This is a genomic window from Streptomyces arenae (assembly GCF_022343545.1).
Classification (GTDB): Bacteria; Actinomycetota; Actinomycetes; order Streptomycetales; family Streptomycetaceae; genus Streptomyces; species Streptomyces humi.
The window spans coordinates 48,290-64,733 of record NZ_JAKQYH010000014.1 but is presented as its reverse complement, the minus strand read 5'-3'; the positions used below and the strand labels follow the sequence as shown (position 1 = coordinate 64,733).

At 71.0% G+C, this 16,444-nt stretch carries 18 protein-coding genes and 1 pseudogene; 11 read left to right on the top strand and 8 right to left on the bottom strand.

Going from position 1 to position 16,444, the window contains the following annotated elements:
- Window positions 1-5 precede the first annotated feature (5 nt).
- Complete coding sequence (locus MB828_RS07905; RefSeq protein WP_133023445.1) at window positions 6-350, bottom strand: YbaB/EbfC family nucleoid-associated protein; 345 nt, start codon at window positions 348-350, stop codon at window positions 6-8.
- 296 nt (window positions 351-646) lie between these two features.
- Here MB828_RS07905 and MB828_RS07900 point away from each other — a divergent pair, with 296 nt between their 5' ends.
- The 3 genes from MB828_RS07900 (at window position 647) to MB828_RS07885 (ending at window position 3,837) form a co-directional block, all read left to right on the top strand.
- The gene (locus MB828_RS07900; RefSeq protein WP_301647540.1) at window positions 647-1,402 is read left to right on the top strand and encodes an SLATT domain-containing protein; all 756 of its coding nucleotides are present in this window, start codon (window positions 647-649) and stop codon (window positions 1,400-1,402) included.
- 297 nt (window positions 1,403-1,699) lie between these two features.
- Window positions 1,700-2,851, top strand: coding sequence for a Gfo/Idh/MocA family protein (locus tag MB828_RS07890; RefSeq protein ID WP_301647539.1), 1,152 nt, complete (start codon window positions 1,700-1,702; stop codon window positions 2,849-2,851).
- Window positions 2,848-3,837 carry a Gfo/Idh/MocA family oxidoreductase gene (locus MB828_RS07885; protein ID WP_301647538.1) on the top strand — a complete coding sequence of 330 codons (990 nt, stop codon included), beginning with the start codon at window positions 2,848-2,850 and terminating at the stop codon, window positions 3,835-3,837. Before MB828_RS07890 ends, MB828_RS07885 begins: the two co-directional genes overlap by 4 nt.
- Before the next feature lie 10 nt (window positions 3,838-3,847).
- On the opposite strand, the pseudogene MB828_RS07880 reads toward MB828_RS07885, so the two are convergent.
- Window positions 3,848-4,465, bottom strand: a pseudogene (locus tag MB828_RS07880) (substrate-binding domain-containing protein); the annotation flags it as partial.
- A 75-nt stretch (window positions 4,466-4,540) separates the two neighbouring features.
- Window positions 4,541-6,337, bottom strand: coding sequence for a serine/threonine protein kinase (locus MB828_RS07875; protein ID WP_301647537.1), 1,797 nt, complete (start codon window positions 6,335-6,337; stop codon window positions 4,541-4,543).
- Window positions 6,338-6,547: 210 nt separating this feature from the next.
- Between MB828_RS07875 and MB828_RS07870 the strand changes: the two genes are divergently transcribed.
- From MB828_RS07870 to MB828_RS07850, 5 genes are all read left to right on the top strand, one after another.
- Complete coding sequence (locus MB828_RS07870) at window positions 6,548-7,903, top strand: aspartate aminotransferase family protein (protein WP_301647536.1); 1,356 nt, start codon at window positions 6,548-6,550, stop codon at window positions 7,901-7,903.
- Between the two features lie 173 nt (window positions 7,904-8,076).
- Entirely contained in the window at window positions 8,077-8,775 is a 699-nt protein-coding gene (locus tag MB828_RS07865; protein WP_301647535.1) for a GntR family transcriptional regulator, read from the top strand.
- Window positions 8,772-11,210 carry a dolichyl-phosphate beta-glucosyltransferase gene (locus tag MB828_RS07860; RefSeq protein ID WP_301647534.1) on the top strand — a complete coding sequence of 813 codons (2,439 nt, stop codon included), beginning with the start codon at window positions 8,772-8,774 and terminating at the stop codon, window positions 11,208-11,210. The genes MB828_RS07865 and MB828_RS07860 overlap by 4 nt, the downstream gene beginning before the upstream one ends.
- Before the next feature lie 77 nt (window positions 11,211-11,287).
- The gene (locus tag MB828_RS07855; protein ID WP_133023454.1) at window positions 11,288-11,938 is read left to right on the top strand and encodes a hypothetical protein; all 651 of its coding nucleotides are present in this window, start codon (window positions 11,288-11,290) and stop codon (window positions 11,936-11,938) included.
- Window positions 11,939-12,078: 140 nt separating this feature from the next.
- On the top strand, window positions 12,079-12,330 hold the full coding sequence (locus MB828_RS07850; protein WP_301647533.1) for a hypothetical protein: 252 nt from the start codon (window positions 12,079-12,081) through the stop codon (window positions 12,328-12,330).
- A gap of 106 nt (window positions 12,331-12,436) precedes the next feature.
- Here MB828_RS07850 and MB828_RS07845 read toward each other — a convergent pair whose 3' ends face one another.
- The 4 genes from MB828_RS07845 to MB828_RS07830 all read right to left on the bottom strand — a co-directional run bounded on the left by MB828_RS07845 (window position 12,437) and on the right by MB828_RS07830 (window position 14,077).
- Entirely contained in the window at window positions 12,437-12,841 is a 405-nt protein-coding gene (locus MB828_RS07845; protein ID WP_301647606.1) for a hypothetical protein, read from the bottom strand.
- 5 nt (window positions 12,842-12,846) lie between these two features.
- Complete coding sequence (locus tag MB828_RS07840; protein WP_240528846.1) at window positions 12,847-13,110, bottom strand: hypothetical protein; 264 nt, start codon at window positions 13,108-13,110, stop codon at window positions 12,847-12,849.
- Between the two features lie 75 nt (window positions 13,111-13,185).
- A complete protein-coding gene (locus MB828_RS07835; protein WP_301647532.1) occupies window positions 13,186-13,518 on the bottom strand; it encodes a hypothetical protein in 333 nt (110 codons plus the stop codon).
- A gap of 151 nt (window positions 13,519-13,669) precedes the next feature.
- Window positions 13,670-14,077 carry a hypothetical protein gene (locus MB828_RS07830; RefSeq protein ID WP_133023459.1) on the bottom strand — a complete coding sequence of 136 codons (408 nt, stop codon included), beginning with the start codon at window positions 14,075-14,077 and terminating at the stop codon, window positions 13,670-13,672.
- A gap of 115 nt (window positions 14,078-14,192) precedes the next feature.
- Here MB828_RS07830 and MB828_RS07825 point away from each other — a divergent pair, with 115 nt between their 5' ends.
- Window positions 14,193-15,038: a helix-turn-helix domain-containing protein gene (locus MB828_RS07825; RefSeq protein WP_430381347.1), complete on the top strand. Its 846-nt coding sequence runs from the start codon at window positions 14,193-14,195 to the stop codon at window positions 15,036-15,038.
- Window positions 15,035-15,286 (top strand): DUF397 domain-containing protein, encoded by a 252-nt coding sequence (locus tag MB828_RS07820; protein WP_301647530.1) that lies wholly within the window; start codon window positions 15,035-15,037, stop codon window positions 15,284-15,286. The genes MB828_RS07825 and MB828_RS07820 overlap by 4 nt, the downstream gene beginning before the upstream one ends.
- On the opposite strand, the gene MB828_RS07815 is transcribed toward MB828_RS07820, so the two are convergent.
- Window positions 15,283-15,672, bottom strand: a complete 390-nt coding sequence (locus tag MB828_RS07815; protein WP_301647529.1) for a hypothetical protein — start codon at window positions 15,670-15,672, stop codon at window positions 15,283-15,285. The two genes, MB828_RS07820 and MB828_RS07815, sit on opposite strands and share 4 nt — an antisense overlap.
- Window positions 15,673-15,766: 94 nt before the next feature.
- Here MB828_RS07815 and MB828_RS07810 point away from each other — a divergent pair, with 94 nt between their 5' ends.
- Window positions 15,767-16,432, top strand: a complete 666-nt coding sequence (locus tag MB828_RS07810) for a helix-turn-helix transcriptional regulator (RefSeq protein WP_430381346.1) — start codon at window positions 15,767-15,769, stop codon at window positions 16,430-16,432.
- Window positions 16,433-16,444 lie beyond the last annotated feature (12 nt).

The following is a 16,444-nucleotide window of genomic DNA, read 5'->3' as shown; positions in this document are numbered from 1 at the left end:
CGGGATCAGAACGGCAGACCCGGGATGCCGCTGCCGCCGCCCAGGCCCTGTGCCAGCGGGCCCAGCTTCTGCTGCTGGAGCGTCTGCGCGTTCTCGTTGGCCGCCTGCACGGCCGCGACGATCAGGTCGGCGAGGGTCTCGGTGTCCTCCGGGTCCACCGCCTTCGGGTCGATCTGCAGCGCGCGCAGCTCGCCGGAGCCGGTCACGGTGGCCCGTACCAGGCCGCCGCCCGCCTGTCCGTCGACCTCCGTGTTCGCCAGCTCCTCCTGGGCCCGTGCCAGGTCCTGCTGCATCTTCTGGGCCTGCTGGAGCAGCTGCTGCATGTTGGGCTGGCCACCACCGGGGATCACGATCAGCTCCTGGGTGTCGATTCTCGGTTGTCCCGTTGTGGATGAGCCTACGTGGTCGACGCAGCCATCGCCCCGCCACTCTTTCGAGTGAGAATCAGCGGGGGTCTATACCTGATCAAGGGCCACTTCCAGGCGGAAAAGTGGCGAAAGCCAAGCCTTCGCCACCCATTGGGCGGTAGGAAGGGTTCCCGTCGTCAGCATCCATGGTCAGGTCCCGTGCCGTGGCCGGCGTCATGTTCAATGCCATGGCCCGTGTCACGGAACGTGACCGGTCGGGATCAGTAAGGGAGTGCCGGGTGGGTCAGCCGGAGATGCAGCCCGAGGGACCGCCTCAGGACGGGCGGGGCGAGGGTGCGGCCGGACTGCGGCCGGGTGATCTGACCGGTCGGGCGTTCCCGCTCGGGGACTGGGGCGAGCCGGCCGAGCGGCTCGACGAGCTGTACCGGTGGGTGGAGCGCGGGGCGCTGGAGACGGCCGAGTGGTATCTGGCGGACCGGGTGTGGAAACGGCGCGGGGCGCGGGCGCTGCGGAGCGGGGCGGCCGTGGGTGCGGTGCTGGGGGCGGCGCTGCCGCTCCTCGACCTCACCGGGGTGGTCGGCGGGGTCGCGCCCTGGGGGTATCTGGCGCTGCTGACGGCGGTCGCGTGCGTCGGCGTCGACCGGTTCTTCGGGGTGACGTCGGGCTGGATAAGGGACATGGCGACCGCGCAGGCGGTGCAGCGGCGGCTCCAGGTGCTCCAGTTCGACTGGGCGGCGGAGAGCGTGCGGGAGGTGCTGGGTCCTGCGGAGGGGACGGCGAGCGAGGCGGCGGAGCGGTGCCTGGGGGTGCTGCGGAGGTTCTCGGAGGACGTGACCGAGCTGGTCCGTACCGAGACGGCCGACTGGATGGTGGAGTTCCGGACGGGGTCGGCGCCGCTCGCGATCCAGGCGGCGGTGGCGGCGGGGCCGCGGGGGGATGCGGGGCATCTGAACGGCCGGTACCCGCCGCTGCCGCCGAGCACGAACGGGACCCGGCCGAACATGCCGAGACAGCGGCCTCCGGAGCCACGGTGAGGTGAGGCAGAGGGGCGCATACGTCGCCGGTCGGCCGCGGGTGCGTGGGGGCTGTCGCGCAGTTCCCCGCGCCCCTTCGGGGCGGACCCCGGCCGCGTCGCGCAGGACCAGGGAGACCAGCGACTTCGACACGCCGGCGCGCGCGGCGACGTCACGGATGGTCGGGGCGCTCATGCCGTGGACCGTTCCACGCTCACGAAGGCATTGTAAAGACGGCCGTATGTCTTGACATCAGCAGAAGCGCGCCCGCATCGTGAGCGGGCAACCTCTGGAACGGTCCGAAGAAGGGCAGCCCACGTGAGCACGCTCGGCGTCGCCGTCGTCGGATTCGGCTGGATGGGTCGGGTACACACCCAGGCCTACCAGCGGATTCCCCACCACTTCCCGCAGCTGCCCGTACGGCCCGAGCTGATCGCCGTCGCCGAGGAGGTGCCGGGCCGGGCCGAGGAGGCCGCCGCCCAGTTCGGGTTCGCGTCCACCACCCGCGACTGGCGTGAGATCGCCGCCGACCCCCGGATCCAGGCCGTCAGCATCACCGCGCCGAACTTCCTGCACCGCGAGATCGGCGTCGCGATGGCCGAGGCGGGCAAGCACATCTGGATCGAGAAGCCGGTCGGCCTGACGGCGGCGGACGCCCGCGCGGTGGCGGAGGCGACGGCGAAGGCGGGCGTGCGGAGCACCGTCGGCTTCAACTACCGCAACGCGCCTGCCGTCGCGTACGCCCGTGAGCTGATCGCCTCCGGCGAGCTCGGCACGATCACCCACGTCCGCATCCGGCTCTTCAGCGACTACGCGGCCCACCCGGACGGTGCCCTGACCTGGCGGTACGAGCGGGCGCGCGGCGGTGGCGGGGTCCTCGGCGACCTGGCCTCGCACGGGGTCGACCTGGCCCGCTTCCTGCTCGGCGACATCACCGCGCTCACCGCCGACACCGCCGTCTTCATCCCGGAGCGGGCCCGGCCCACCGGTGCCACCGCCGGTCACACCCTCGCCACCGGCGGCGAACTCGGCCCCGTCGAGAACGAGGACTACGTCAGCTGCCTGCTCCGCTTCGCCTCCGGCGCCCGCGGTGTGCTGGAGGCCTCCCGGGTCTCGGTCGGCGAGCAGAACAACTACGGCTTCGAGGTGCACGGCACCAAGGGCGCCGTCCTGTGGGACTACCGACGGCTGGGCGAGCTCGGCGTCAGCCGCGGCACCTCCTACCAGGACCAGCCCGTCAGCACCGTCTTCGTCGGCCCCGGCCACGGCGAGTACGCCGCGTTCCAGCCCGGCGCGGCCAACGCCATGGGCTACGACGACCTCAAGGTGATCGAGGCGTACAACTTCCTGCGGTCCGTCGCCGAGGGCACGACGTACGGCGCGACCCTGGAGGACGCCGTGCACAGCGCGACAGCCCTGGACGCGATGAGCCGCTCCGCCGAGCAGGGCACGTGGGTGAGCCTGGGATGAGCGCCGTCCGGATCGGGGTCGTCGGCGCCGGGAACATGGGCGCCGACCATGTGAACACGCTGCACCGCTGGGTGTCGGGCGCCGAGGTCGTCCTCGTCGCCGACATCGACAAGGGGCGGGCGGCCGAGGTGGCGGCGGCCGTACCGGGGGCACGGGCCATCGACGACCCGCTCGCGCTGATCGCCGCCCCCGAGGTCGACGCCGTCGTCATCGCCTCGCACGACAGCACCCACGCGGACCTCGCGATCGCCGGCGCCCGGGCCGGGAAGCCGGTCATGTGCGAGAAGCCGCTCGCGCCGACCGCGGCGGAGTGCGTACGGGTCCTCCGGGAGGACCGCGCGGACTTGATCTCCGTCGGTTTCATGCGCCGCTTCGACCCCGGCTACGTCGAGCTCAGGGCCGCGCTCGGCGCCGGTACGGCCGGTGCTCCCCTTCTCGTGCACTGCCGGAGCCGGGGGGTGTCCTCCGCGCCCGGCGCGACCGACGAGTTCAGTGTCACCGGCTCGGCGATCCACGAGTTCGACACCGTGCCCTGGCTGCTGGACTCACCGGTCGTGGAGGTGAGCTGGCATGCGGCCCGCCCCGCCTCGGCGGCGACCGGGCTGCGCGACCCGCAGCTGATGCTGCTGCGTACCGCCGACGGTGCGCTGACCACCGTGGAGACCTTCCTCAACGCGGGGTACGGCTACGACATCCGCTGCGAGGTCGTCGGCGAGCACGGCACGCTGGCGCTGACCGACCCGGCCCGGCTGGTGTCCGACACCGCCCGCACCCGTGCCACCGGCTACCCGGCTGACTGGCGGCCGCGGTTCGCCGACGCCTACCGCCTGGAGTTGCAGGCGTGGGTCGACGCCGTGGCGGCGGGACGGCCGGCTCCGCTGGCCACCGCGTACGACGGGCTGGTGGCCTCCGCGGTCGCCGAGGCCGTCATCGCCTCCATGCACGCCGACGGCCGTACGACCACCGTCCAGGTCCCGGAGGTATGAGTCCCGCACGTCACGCGCACAGCTTCATCCCCACCGGCGTGTAACAGGGCACATGCCCGTACGACCGGATCACGTCCTCGCCGTTCCCCTTGCTGACGTACGACAGGAAGCTCGACGCCAACGAGTCCGCCGACGGCTGCCCGTACGTGTACGCGTACTCGATCTCCCGGTACGGGTACGGGCTGCTGCCGCGCTCGATCGCCTCGACCGAGGGGGCGTCACCGTCCAGGGCGAGGACGTGCAGCCCCTTCGCGTCGGCCGCCACGTTCAGCTCGGCGTAGCCGACCGCCCCCTTGAGCCGGGCCACCTCCGACAGCACCTGGTCGGTCGAGTCCAGCTCGCAGCGGATCACCTTCGCCGTCCGATCGTCCTTGTGGACGCAGTCGACGGACGAGTTGGCGATCTCCCCGCGTCCCAGCACCCGCCGCTGGAAGACCTGCCGGGTACCGGAGTCGGCGTCCCGGCTGACCAGCACCACCGGCAGGTCGGGGCCGCCCAGCTGCCTCCAGTCGGTGATCTCGCCCCGGTACAGCCGTCGTACGTCGGCGGTGGAGAGGCCGGTCAGTCCCACGTCGTCGTTGACCACCAGCGCGAAGACCACCAACACGACCGGTATATCCCTCAGTTCGGATACGAAGGGACAAAAAGGGGCAGTCGTGCTGATGTTCGCCGAACGTTCAACTGCCCCTTGTCCGGGCTGAGTTCACTCCTTGCTGTAGGTCAGGCTCTCGTCGCCGTTCTTCGTGGCCCGCTTCAGCCTGCCGTCCGGCAGCAGGGTCACCTCGGTGGGCTCGCCCGCCGTGCACGACGTACGCGGCTTGCCCGCCGTGACCTTGGAGGGCCCTATGTCCAGCGGGCCGTCGGCGCCGGGGCGTCCGGTGAGCTTCGCGGTGAACTCGCAGTGGTAGCCGGGGCCGTCGGCGGCCAGGGTGAGGACCGTGTCGCCCACCGCGCCCTGCCGGATGGTCAGTTCGCGGGTGTTGTGGCCGGTGGAGTTGTCTATGGCGGTGGTCCAGGTGCCCAGGAAGGCGGCGGGAACGATGGCCTTCGCCGTGGCCGACGCGGACGGGGACGGGGACGTCGTGGCCGTCGGGTCCTCGGAGGGGGTCCGGGCGGCCGACGTGGGGGCGGTCGGCTTGGCGTCCGCCTGGTCGTCGTTGCCACCGTTGTTCATGAGCGCGTAGACCGAGCCGCCCGCGGCCAGCATCACGATCAGGGCGACGGTGACGAGGAGCGCGGTGGAGCGGGTGCGGTGCGGTTCGTCGGCGGGGGCGGGGTCGTACGACGGAGGCGGGGGCGGGGGTGGCGGGGTGTAGACCGGAGGGGTGGGGTCCGGGCCCGGGGTGACGACGGTGGTGTAGGGGTTGTACGGGGTGGCCTGGGGGTGCGGTTGCGGATAGCCGTACGCCGGGTGGGCCGTGGTGTGTTCGGGGGGCGTGCTGTCGTGGGGTGGCTGCGGGTGGGTTGTGGCCGGTCGCGCCCCCGCGGCGGCAGCCGCGGATTCGACACCGCCCCGCGCCCCTGGGCTGCTTGTCCCTCGCGTCTCTTGACCGGTCGCGGCCTGCAAGGCTCCGTAGATCGTCGGGTCCTCCACCTCCAGGAGCTCCACCGCGTGGCGGCCCAGTTGGGCCACCAGGGAGCCGGGGAGCCAGGGGTCCCGGGAGCGGCCCTGCTCGACCGTGTCGACCGCTCCCGTCCGGGACAGGATCGCGTCCAGGGTCGGGCGGGCCGCCGGGTCCTTGCGCAGGCAGTCGCGGACCACGTCGGCGATGCCCTCGGGGAGGCCGGAGAGGTCGGGGTCCTCCTGGGCGATGCGGAACAGCACGGCGTGTTCACCGCCCTCGGTGGAGCCGAAGGGGAGCCGGCCGGTCGCCGCGTAGGCCAGGACCGAGCCGAGGCAGAAGACGTCGCAGGCCGGGGTGATCCGGTCGCCGCGCACCTGCTCGGGGGCCATGAAACCCGGCGAGCCGATCAACGAGCCGGCCCGGGTGAGCCCCTCCCCCGGCGAGGTCTCCAGCGCCCGCGCGATGCCGAAGTCGATGACCCGGGGGCCCTCGATGGTGAGCATCACGTTGGACGGCTTGAGATCACGGTGGACGATCCCGGCCGCGTGGATGTTGGCCAGCGCGTGCGCCAGCCCGGCCGCGAGGATGCGCACCGACCGCTCGGGCAGCGGCCCGTGGTCGTGTTCGACGACCCGCTGGAGGCTCGGCCCGGCCACGTAGCCGGTGGCCACCCAGGGCACTCCGGCCTCGGTGTCGGCGTCCAGCACGGGCGCGGTCCAGAACCCGCCGACCCGCTGGGCGTTGCGCACCTCCTGCCGGAAGCGGGCCCGGAACTCCTCCTGCGCGGCCAGCTCCGCACGTACCAGCTTCACCGCGACCGTGCGGCCGCGCTCCGACCGGGCGAGGTACACCTGGCCCATGCCGCCCGCACCCAGCCTCGCGAGCAGCCGGTAGCTCCCGATGTGCTGCGGATCCCCGGGCCCAAGCTTCTCCATGGCAGATCCGCCCCTCCTCCACATGTGTGATCGAGCCGAGAATATTCCGGCCGTGCGGGCAGCCGAGCCCCGCCCTGTCTACGGTTCCGTAACAGGTACCGGAGACTCCGGCACATCCACCGGTTGTGGACAACGTGTCGCGGAATCCACCGGAGCACGGAACATGTCGCCGATACCGCGCCCCCGCCGACCGCTCCTACGCTCCCCGCCATGACCCCTCAGCCCAGCCCCCAGGCCGGAGCCGCCGTGCAGGCGGCCGACCGTGCGCACGTCTTCCACTCGTGGTCCGCGCAGGACCTCATCGACCCCCTGGCCGTGGCCGGTGCCGAAGGGTCGTACTTCTGGGACTACGACGGCAGGCGGTACCTGGACTTCACCAGCGGGCTCGTCTTCACCAACATCGGCTACCAGCACCCCAAGGTGGTCGCCGCCATCCAGGAGCAGGCCGCGCGGATGACGACCTTCGCGCCCGCCTTCGCCGTCGAGGCCCGCTCGGAGGCGGCACGGCTGATCGCCGAGCGGACCCCGGGCGACCTGGACAAGATCTTCTTCACCAACGGCGGCGCCGACGCGATCGAGCACGCGACGCGCATGGCCCGGCTGCACACGGGCCGCCCGAAGGTCCTCTCCGCGTACCGCTCCTACCACGGCGGCACCCAGCAGGCGATCAACCTCACCGGTGACCCGCGCCGCTGGGCCTCCGACGGCGCGGCCGCCGGGGTCGTGCACTTCTGGGCGCCCTTCCTCTACCGCTCCCGGTTCTACGCGGAGACCGAGGAGCAGGAGACCGCCCGCGCGCTGGAGCACCTGGAGACGACGATCGCCTTCGAGGGGCCGGGGACCGTCGCCGCGATCGTCCTGGAGACCATCCCCGGGACCGCCGGGATCATGGTGCCGCCGCCGGGATACCTGGCCGGTGTCCGGGAGATCTGCGACAAGTACGGGATCGTCTTCGTCCTGGACGAGGTGATGGCCGGGTTCGGACGGACCGGTGAGTGGTTCGCCGCCGACCTGTTCGGGGTCGTACCGGACCTGATGACCTTCGCCAAGGGCGTGAACAGCGGATACGTGCCGCTCGGGGGTGTGGCGATCAGCGGGCGGATCGCCGAGACCTTCGGGAAGCGGCCCTATCCGGGCGGGCTGACGTACTCCGGGCATCCGCTGGCCTGTGCGGCCGCGGTCGCCACCATCGACGTGATGGCGGAGGAAGGGGTCGTCGAGAACGCGCGGCGGCTGGGCGCGGATGTCGTCGGGCCCGCGCTCGCGGCGCTCGCCGAGCGGCACCCGAGCGTCGGCGAGGTGCGGGGTACCGGCATGTTCTGGGCGCTCGACCTGGTGCGCAGCCGGGAGACCCGGGAGCCGCTGGTGCCGTACAACGCGACCGGGGAGGCGAACGCGCCGATGGCGGCGTTCACCGCGGCGGCGAAGCGGCACGGTCTGTGGCCGTTCGTGAACATGAACCGGACGCATGTCGTCCCGCCGTGCAACGTCTCCGAGGCCGAGCTGAAGGAGGGGTTCGCCGCGCTCGACGCCGCGCTGAGCGTGGCCGACGAGTACACGGTGTGACAGCGCGGGTGCGTGGGGGCTGGTCGCGCAGTTCCCCGCGCCCCTTCGGGGCGCTTCACCTCGTCCCCAGATAGAAGGCGTACGGAGGCAACCCGAACGCGTAAGGTGGCGTGCTCGTAGATGTACATGTAAGCGAGCACGTCACCCGAACGCGTGAGGAGTGGCACCCGACGATGCCCGGCAACGGCGCTGTGACGCGCAGTACCCTGCGCCAGCAGATCGCGGACGCGCTCCGTGACGAGGTGCTCGCCGGGCGGCTCCAGCCGGGCCGCGAGTTCACGGTCAAGGAGATCGCCGAACAGTACGGGGTGTCCGCCACGCCGGTCCGCGAGGCCCTGGTCGATCTGTCCGCGCAGGGCATCCTCGAAGCCGACCAGCACCGTGGCTTCCGGGTCCCCGAGTACACGCTCACCGACTACCGGGACATGATCGAGGCCCGCAGCATGGTCACCGACGGCATGTTCCAGGCGCTGACCGACGGCCGCCACCCCGCCTTCAAGGACCCGCAGGACACCCGCGTCGCCGCCGCCCTGGCCGCGGTCCGCCGCCGTGGCGAGGAGGCGCAGCGCGCCGCGACCGCCGGCGAGCTCACCATCCTCATCGGGTACGACCTGCGGTTCTGGCGCGAGCTGTCCGCCCTGTTCGGCAACCCCTACCTCGGTGACTTCCTGCACCGGCTGCGCGTCCAGTCCTGGGTGTGCGCGGTGCAGCGGCTGCGTCGGCTCCCTGATCTACGCGGGTATCTGTGGGCCCGGCACATCGAGTTGGTGGACGCGCTGTCCCGCCGGGACGCGGAGACCGCCCGGGGGATCGTCACCGCGTACAACACCCACTCCCTCGCCCTCATCGAGCGACTGTCGGAGAACGGATGACCGAGCCAGCGGAGCGGGCCGACACGGAGGAAGTCGACCTCTCTGTCGTCATACCCGCCTACAACGAGGAGGCGCGGCTCGGCCCCACGCTCGACGCCGTCACCCGTTACCTCACGGACAACGAGAGCCGTTTCGGCTCCTGGGAAGTGATCGTCTCCGACGACGGTTCGACGGACGGCACCCGCGAGGTCGCCGCCCTGGCGCATCCGCGTGTCCGGCTGGTCGCCGCTGACCGCAACCGGGGCAAGGGCAACGCCCTGCGCCTCGGCGTCGCCGCGACGAGGGGCGGCCGGGTGCTGGTCACCGACGCCGACCTCGCGGCCCCCGTCGAGGAGCTGGAACGGCTCGACAAGGCGCTCGGCGAGGGCGCGGCGGCGGCGATCGGCTCGCGTGCGGTGCCCGGCGCGGAGATAGCCGACCACCAGCACCGGCTGCGCGAGCTGCTCGGCCGGGCCGGGAACCTCCTGATACGCGCCACCGCCGTGCCGGGTCTGCGGGACACCCAGTGCGGTTTCAAGCTGTTCGACGGCGACCTGGCCCGTGCGTCGTTCGCCGCGTCCCGCCTGGACGGCTGGGGCATCGACGTCGAGGTCCTCCAGGATTTGCACCGGGGCGGCCATCCCATCGCCGAGGTCCCGGTCCGCTGGAGCCACCAGCCGGGTTCGAAGGTGGGCCCGCTCGACTACCCGAGGGTCCTCGCCGACCTGGCCCGGCTGCGGCTGCGCCGGCTGCGCCCGGCCGACCTGCTGGTGGCGGCCCTCTTCCTGGTGCTGTCCGTGGCGTTGTACTCGGGCCGCTTCTTCGACCCGGACCACCGCTACCTCGTCGACTCCCTCCAGGACCAGAACCAGTGGGAGTGGTTCTTCGCGGTGACCGCGGACAACCTCGCGCACCTGCGCAATCCGCTCTTCTCCGATCTCCAGGGTTTCCCCGACGGCGTGAACCTGATGGCCAACACGGTCATGCTGGGTCTGTCCGTCCCGTTCGCCCCGCTCACGCTGCTCGCCGGGCCCGCGGTCTCGCTCTCCGTCTGCATGGCGCTGGGCCTGGCCGCGACCGCGGTCGCCTGGTACTGGCTGATCGTGAAGCGGGTGACGGGGCACCGGGGCGCGGCTGCCGTCGGCGCGGCCCTCGCGGCCTTCGCACCGCCGATGGTCAGCCACGCCAACGCGCACCCGAACTTCGTGATCCTGTTCGTGATCCCGCTGATCGTCGACCGCGCCCTGCGGCTGACGACCGGTGCGCGGGTCCGGCGGGACGGCATCGTGCTCGGTGCCCTGACGGCCTACCAGGTGTTCCTGGGCGAGGAGCCGCTGCTGCTGGCCGCGCTGGGGATGGCGCTGTTCGCCGTGGGGTACGCGGCGGTACGGCCGCAGGTGGCGAAGGAGGCCTGGCGCCCCCTCGGCAAGGGTCTGCTGGTCGCCGGGGCGGTCTGCCTCCCGTTGGTGGCCTTCCCTCTGTACTGGCAGTTCACCGGGCCGCAGAGCTACCACAGCGTCCTGCACGGCGACGACGCCGGGAACAGTCCGCTCTCCCTGCTGGCCTTCGCCGAGCGGTCGATGCTCTTCGGGGACGCGGCCCGTGCCAACGAGCTGTCCCTGAACCCGACCGAGCAGAACGCCTTCTACGGCTGGCCGCTGGTGCTGCTCGCCTTCGCGATCGTCGTACGACTGTGGGAGCGGCCGCTGGTCAAGGCGCTGGCGTTCACCTCGCTGGCCGCCGCGCTGCTGTCGCTCGGACCGCAGGTCCGGATCCCGCTGACGGACACCGTGTATCCGGGGCCGTGGGCGCTGGTGCGGAAGTTCCCGCTCTTCGAGTCGGTGATCGAGGGCCGGGTCGCGATGGTCTGCGCGCCGGCGCTGGGTGTCCTGCTGGCCGTCTTCCTGGAGAAGGTGCTGTCCGCCCGGCGGATCGGCACCCTCTACTTCGGCCTGCTCTCGGTCGCCCTCGCCTTGCTGCCGATCATCCCGGCACCCCTGAAGGCACAGCAGCGGGAGGCGGTCCCGGCGTTCATCACGAGCGGGGCGTGGAAGTCGTACGTGGCGAAGGGCGAGTCGCTCGTCCCGGTTCCGCTTCCCGACCCGGGCGCCGCGGAGGCGCTGCACTGGCAGACCACCGCCGGCCTCGGTTTCAGACTGCCCGGCGGATACTTCAACGGCCCCTACGGCAACGACCGTATCGGTATCTACGGCGCCGTCCCCCGCTACACCTCCGACATGCTGCGTGACGTCCGCTACACCGGGAAGGTGCCGGTGATCGGCGAGAACTGGCGGGCGCAGGCGAAGAAGGACTTCGCCTTCTGGAAGGCGGGCGCCCTGGTGGTCGCCCCGCAGCCCAACGACGACAAGCTCCGGCAGGCCGTGTCGGCACTGACCGGAAAACCCGGTAAGTGGACCGGTGGGGTCTGGGTATGGGACCTGCACGGGGGGAGCTGACCGGCTCCGCACCGACTACTCTTCCTGACCACCTGGCTGTACACGAGCTGTGAACGCACCGATACGAGGAGCCCTCTTTGGCCTGTGACCTCTGGCTGGTACCGCTCGTCGACGTGTTGTGCCACACCCCCGACAATCCGTTCGCCGAGGAACTCGCGCAATACAACAAGGTGCTCGCCGAGGCCGGACTGCCACCGGTGCCGGTGTACCAGTACATGCCGGGCCTGTCTGGCGAGGTCGCACCCGTGGCCGGCTTCGACTACGACGCGCTGCACTTCCTGCGCCGCGCCTATCTGCTCCAGGTCTGCGGTCTGCCGGTGTCCCCGGTGGACGACCTGGGCGGCGACTACGAGCAGCTCCTGGAGATGTTCGAGTCGACGGCCCAGCAGTCCCACCTCGTCTGGCACTACGACCACGCGGGTGCCTACGTCCCGGTCGACTTCCCGCACCCGCTCGCCAGTGACGAACTGCTCGCGAGTGGCGGCCCGTTGGGCTCCTCGCACGCGCTGCTGCGGGAGCTGGAGTACGTCGCCCCGTCGATCGGCATCGACCCGGCGAACCCGCCGGCCGCGCCCCAACCGCCGTCCGCCCCGACCGACTTGGAGGAACCGGCGGTCCCGGCCCCCTACGACCCGAGCCCCTTCGCCCGCGAACGGCACGTATGGCTGGGCCTGCACGCGGCGGCGACCCGCAGCCTGGCGCAGGGTTCCATGATCGTCTTCAGCTGACGGTCCGTGAAACCGCCCCCGTACGGCGGAACCCCGTATGGCTCCCCCCGGGGAGCGCGGCGAGAGATGTCGATCTAGCCTCCGAAATGAGCGCTTATCAGATCTTTTGTCGCGCGCTCCAGCGAACCCAAGGAGGAGACATGCGCAAGCTTCAGAAAGCAGCTGTTGCGGTCGCCATCATCGGCGGCGTCGGTTTCATGGGCACCGTCCCGGCCACGGCTCTGCCGCAGGGCGGCCACCACGGCGGCGGTTGCCGGTCGCACGACTTCAACCTCGACATCCTCGGTGAGGTGGGCATCGCCAACGGGCTCGCCGGCAACCTCCTCAACGGCGAGGGCAGCCCGGGTGCGCAGTTCACCGACATCGGTTCCGACTGCGGCCACGGCTGGTAGGCCGCCACGCACCGACTGAACCGGCCTTGAGCCGCGTGATCATCTCTGAGTGAAGTGGACAGGGCTCCGGACCGTTGTCGGTCCGGAGCTCTGGGGTGTCCGTCGGTCACCTCTGCTGCGGCAGCCTGATGGTCCGCACGAGGGGCATGTCGGCATAGCGGCCGGGATCGACGGTCACGACATGACGACCGTCGGGCCAGTCGAGCGTGGGCCGGGACAGGTGAACCGCGTGCCCGAGCCGCCACTCCACGCCGTCACGCAACAGCGCGCCGACCGTGGAGGCACCCGCGAAGTCCAACTCCACGATCTCGACGGCCGGAAGCGCACCGACGTGCTCCGCGAGCCCCTTGCGCATACCGTCGGCCGCGGCCAGACAGAGCGCGGGAACGTACACGTGCCGGGTCGGCCCGTGTTCCGTGTTCGCCACGAAGTGGGAAGCCAGCGAGTTCCCCGAGCCGAGCGCCAGCAGGGCGGACTCGTCGAAGACGACACCGGTGGAACCGGCCCTCATCGCGCTCACAGACTGTCCACCGGGCGGCCGGCCTCGAGGTCCTGCCAGACCTTCTCCACCCGGTCGTGGTCCTCCTGCGTGAAGGTCACCCCGAAGTGCGTCTCGCAGTACGCCTTCGTCTCCTCGTAGCGCTTGTGCAGTTCCTCCTGCGTGGGCGTGGCCCCCGCGAGCTCGGCGATCAGGTCGCGCATGGTCATCCCGCGCTCCCTGGCGAGCACCATGAGGCGGTCACGGACAGCGGGGTCGACCTTGACGGTGGTGTCAGCCATGACGCAAGTATACCTCCGGTATACCGTCTCGGGCCGTTCGAGCAAGGCAGTCATTGCAGTCTTCTCTCCTTGGAATTAAGCCGCCACGAGGCGAACTTTTTGCATTTCACCCGTCGGTGCAGTGGATTCGTACGGCCTGTCGAATACCTCGCAGACCGTCGAGTACTGCCGGGTCACCGGGTCCCGCGACACCACCCGCCGCAGATAACCCCGTTCCTCCAGCTCACGCAGGGAGGCGACGACCGACATGCACCCTTCCCGGCGCCGCTCGGCGAGGATGCGTTCGGTGATCCAGGAACCGTCGGGCAGCCCCAAGAGGTACGCCAGTACGCCTACCGCACCCCAGGACAGACGACGGTCCCGGGAAAGGGTGCGGGCAAGGGCTGCGAAGGCGCGCACGGGCGCCATACGATGAACGTGCATCGGAGGGCTTTCTCCAGTGTCAAGCCCCCGGGTGTTGGCGCACCGCGGGGGCAATCTGTTGATCGTGACTTTAGGGCCCCGCAAAGAGCCGAGCGCAAGCCACAATCCCTTTTTCCCGGCGCCACGTTGACGGATTTCACTCCGGGGAGTGAAGCGCGGAACGCAGCAGTCGCGTGTGCACGAAACGGTCGGGACAGGTCGGCCGGTACCGCCACGACAACGGCCAGGTCATGTCGTCCAGCGCGGGGATCGGGATGTACGACACCCGGTCCGGAACCGCCGTCAACCTGGTCACCTCCGCAGGCCACGGCAGGTGGTCCGTGCTCCCGGCCGGCACGAGGAAGTACACGCAGCGCCGGCCGCTCGCGACCTCGATGACGGGCCCGGGATCACCCCCGGTCAGCTCCGCGAGCCGGTCGGCGAGCCGCCGCCCCCGCTCCCCGTCGTCCACCCGCACGGCGTCGAACTGAACACCGGCTTTGCGAAGTTGCACGCCGTGCGCCGGAACCCAGCCCAGCTTTAAGGAGTCACTTTCCGTGTTCATGGGATCAGTTTCGGCAGCCGGGGCTAGCTTTTCCATGACTCGGGGTCGACCGTTGAATACGGTCGGAAATCGGGGTGCGTCGGTTGTGACCGGTTGAGTTCGGTTGAGTTCGGGGGTGACCGCAATGGCGCGGGCTGAGAACAAAGAGGAAGCGGGCGGTACGGCACAGATGGTGGCCGCCCTGGCGAAGGCGCTGCGTGAGCAACAAGGGCTGACGCAGGAGGAGCTTGGGAAGCGGACCGGCTACACGGCCTCCGCGGTCAGCGCGATGGAGACGTGTGCGCAGCCCGCCAGCGACAAGATGTTGGTGGCGCTGGAAGAGGCCATCGGCAACGGAATGGGGGTCTTCGAGAAGGCCCGCAAGTGGATGCTGCTGGAAAAGTACCCCGCCCGGTTCCGGGGCTTCTCGGAGCTGGAGGCGGGGGCGGTCACGATCTCGTCGTACGAGACGCATGTGGTAGACGGGCTGTTCCAGACCGAGGACTACGCACGGGCACTGATCGGGGGCGGCTTCCCGCCGGTCACCGAGCAGAAGCGGGAGGAGCTGGTCGAGGCGCGGCTGGCCCGCCGGGCGCTGTTCAAGCGGGAGCCCGCGCCGATGATCGAGCTGATCCTGGAAGAGAGCGTGCTGCGCCGGCCGTTCGGCTCCTGGGACGTGCTCCGGCGACAACTGCTCTCGCTCGTCGAGGACGCGCGGCGCGACAATGTGTGCCTGCAAGTGCTGCCGATGGAGCGGGGGCTGCGGGGGACGTACGCCGGTGCTCGCGGCCCCATGAAGATGGTGGTGACCGCGGAGCACGAACACGTCGTCTACATGGAGATCGAGGACCAGGGCATCCTGGTCAGCGAACCGGAGGAAGTCTCCCAACTCGCCCACCGCTATGCGAAGATCCGCGCACAGGCCCTGAGTACCGACGACTCGGTGAGCCTCATCGAACGGTTGGCAGGAGAGAAGCGATGACCCGCACCAAAACCCTGCGATGGTTCAAGTCCAGCTACAGCGACGACGGGGGCGGCAACTGCGTCGAGACCGCCTACACCTGGCGCAAGTCCTCCTACAGCGACAGCGGCGGCGGGAACTGCGTCGAAATATCCCCCTGCCCCCACACCGTCCACATCCGTGACTCCAAGACCGCCCCCGGCGGCCCTCAGCTCACCCTCTCCCCCGCCGCCTGGGGTGCCTTCCTGGAGGCGGAGGCGGGGCGCTAGCCGAAGACGGTGAACAGGGCGACTGCCGGGCCGGTCGCGTAGACGAGCGTGCCCAGGGCCAGGGACGTCCACGGCCGCCGCGCCCACACCACCCCGAGCACGACCGTGACCACCGCGGCCAGCAGCGTGACCGTCGGCCCGAACATCGCCACCAGCATCCAGGCGCCGGAGTCGTCGCAGAACCGCCCTGTCCCGGCCGACGTGCCACAGCTGTCGCCGGCGAAGAGCATGCCGAAGAACAACAGCCCGGTGACGGCGACGGCGGCCGCGAGCAGCAGCCCGGCGAGCACGGCGAAGCCCACCCACGCGGGCCCACTCGGCGCGGGGCGCGGCGGCGGCAACGCGGGACCGTACGACGGCGGGTACACGGGCGGCGGCAGGCTCATGCCCCCAATGTCGCCCCCACTCGCGCGTTCCCGCTTGAGTACGGCTACTCAACTCGCCGGATCCGCGGCCGGCCCGTCACCCTAGACTCGGCGCGTGACCGCTGAAGATTCCGCAGATCCCGCCGATCCCGCAGATTCCGCGTTCGCGGTGCTGGGCGTGCTGGGTGATCCCGTGCGCCGTCGGCTCTACCGGCACGTCGCCGCCACGCCGGGTGCGGTCGGGCGCGACGCGGCCGCGGAGGCCGTCGGGGTGACCCGGTCGCTGGCCGCCTTCCACCTGGACAAGCTGGTCGAGGCGGGGTTGCTGGAGGTGTCCTTCCAGCGGCTCTCCGGGCGCACCGGTCCAGGGGCCGGGCGGCCGGCGAAGGTGTACCGGCGGGCCGAGGGCGAGCACTCCGTGTCCGTCCCGCCCCGGTCCTACGACGCGGCCGGCCGGCTGCTCGCCGAGGTGGTGGAGAGCGCGGGCCTGGACCGGGAGTTGCAGGCCGCGGCGCGGGCCGCGGGCGCGGCGGATCCGGACGCGGGCGCCGGTGACCTGGTCGAGGTGCTGCGGGCCCGCGGCTACGAGCCCTTCTGGGACGGGGAGACGCTGCGGCTGCACAACTGCCCCTTCCACGCGCTGGCCGCGGAGTTCCCGGCGCTGGTCTGCGGCATGAACCTCGCGCTCCTCGAAGGTCTGGCGTCCGAGGAGTGGTCGCCGGCGATGGACCCGTGTCCCGGCGGGTGCTGTGTGGCCCTCTCTAAAAACAAATCTCATTGACTATAGAAGCCG

What these genes read in the sequence shown, in the direction of transcription:
- MB828_RS07840 (WP_240528846.1), bottom strand. Translation starts at nt 13,110, where the DNA reads ATGGCTGACACCACCGTCAAGGTCGACCCCGCTGTCCGTGACCGCCTC.
- MB828_RS07875 (WP_301647537.1), bottom strand. Translation starts at nt 6,337, where the DNA reads ATGGAGAAGCTTGGGCCCGGGGATCCGCAGCACATCGGGAGCTACCGG.
- MB828_RS07885 (WP_301647538.1), top strand. Translation starts at nt 2,848, where the DNA reads ATGAGCGCCGTCCGGATCGGGGTCGTCGGCGCCGGGAACATGGGCGCC.
- MB828_RS07870 (WP_301647536.1), top strand. Translation starts at nt 6,548, where the DNA reads ATGACCCCTCAGCCCAGCCCCCAGGCCGGAGCCGCCGTGCAGGCGGCC.
- MB828_RS07835 (WP_301647532.1), bottom strand. Translation starts at nt 13,518, where the DNA reads ATGGCGCCCGTGCGCGCCTTCGCAGCCCTTGCCCGCACCCTTTCCCGG.
- MB828_RS07820 (WP_301647530.1), top strand. Translation starts at nt 15,035, where the DNA reads ATGACCCGCACCAAAACCCTGCGATGGTTCAAGTCCAGCTACAGCGAC.
- MB828_RS07845 (WP_301647606.1), bottom strand. Translation starts at nt 12,841, where the DNA reads ATGAGGGCCGGTTCCACCGGTGTCGTCTTCGACGAGTCCGCCCTGCTG.
- MB828_RS07815 (WP_301647529.1), bottom strand. Translation starts at nt 15,672, where the DNA reads ATGAGCCTGCCGCCGCCCGTGTACCCGCCGTCGTACGGTCCCGCGTTG.
- MB828_RS07865 (WP_301647535.1), top strand. Translation starts at nt 8,077, where the DNA reads ATGCCCGGCAACGGCGCTGTGACGCGCAGTACCCTGCGCCAGCAGATC.
- MB828_RS07850 (WP_301647533.1), top strand. Translation starts at nt 12,079, where the DNA reads ATGCGCAAGCTTCAGAAAGCAGCTGTTGCGGTCGCCATCATCGGCGGC.
- MB828_RS07860 (WP_301647534.1), top strand. Translation starts at nt 8,772, where the DNA reads ATGACCGAGCCAGCGGAGCGGGCCGACACGGAGGAAGTCGACCTCTCT.
- MB828_RS07830 (WP_133023459.1), bottom strand. Translation starts at nt 14,077, where the DNA reads ATGAACACGGAAAGTGACTCCTTAAAGCTGGGCTGGGTTCCGGCGCAC.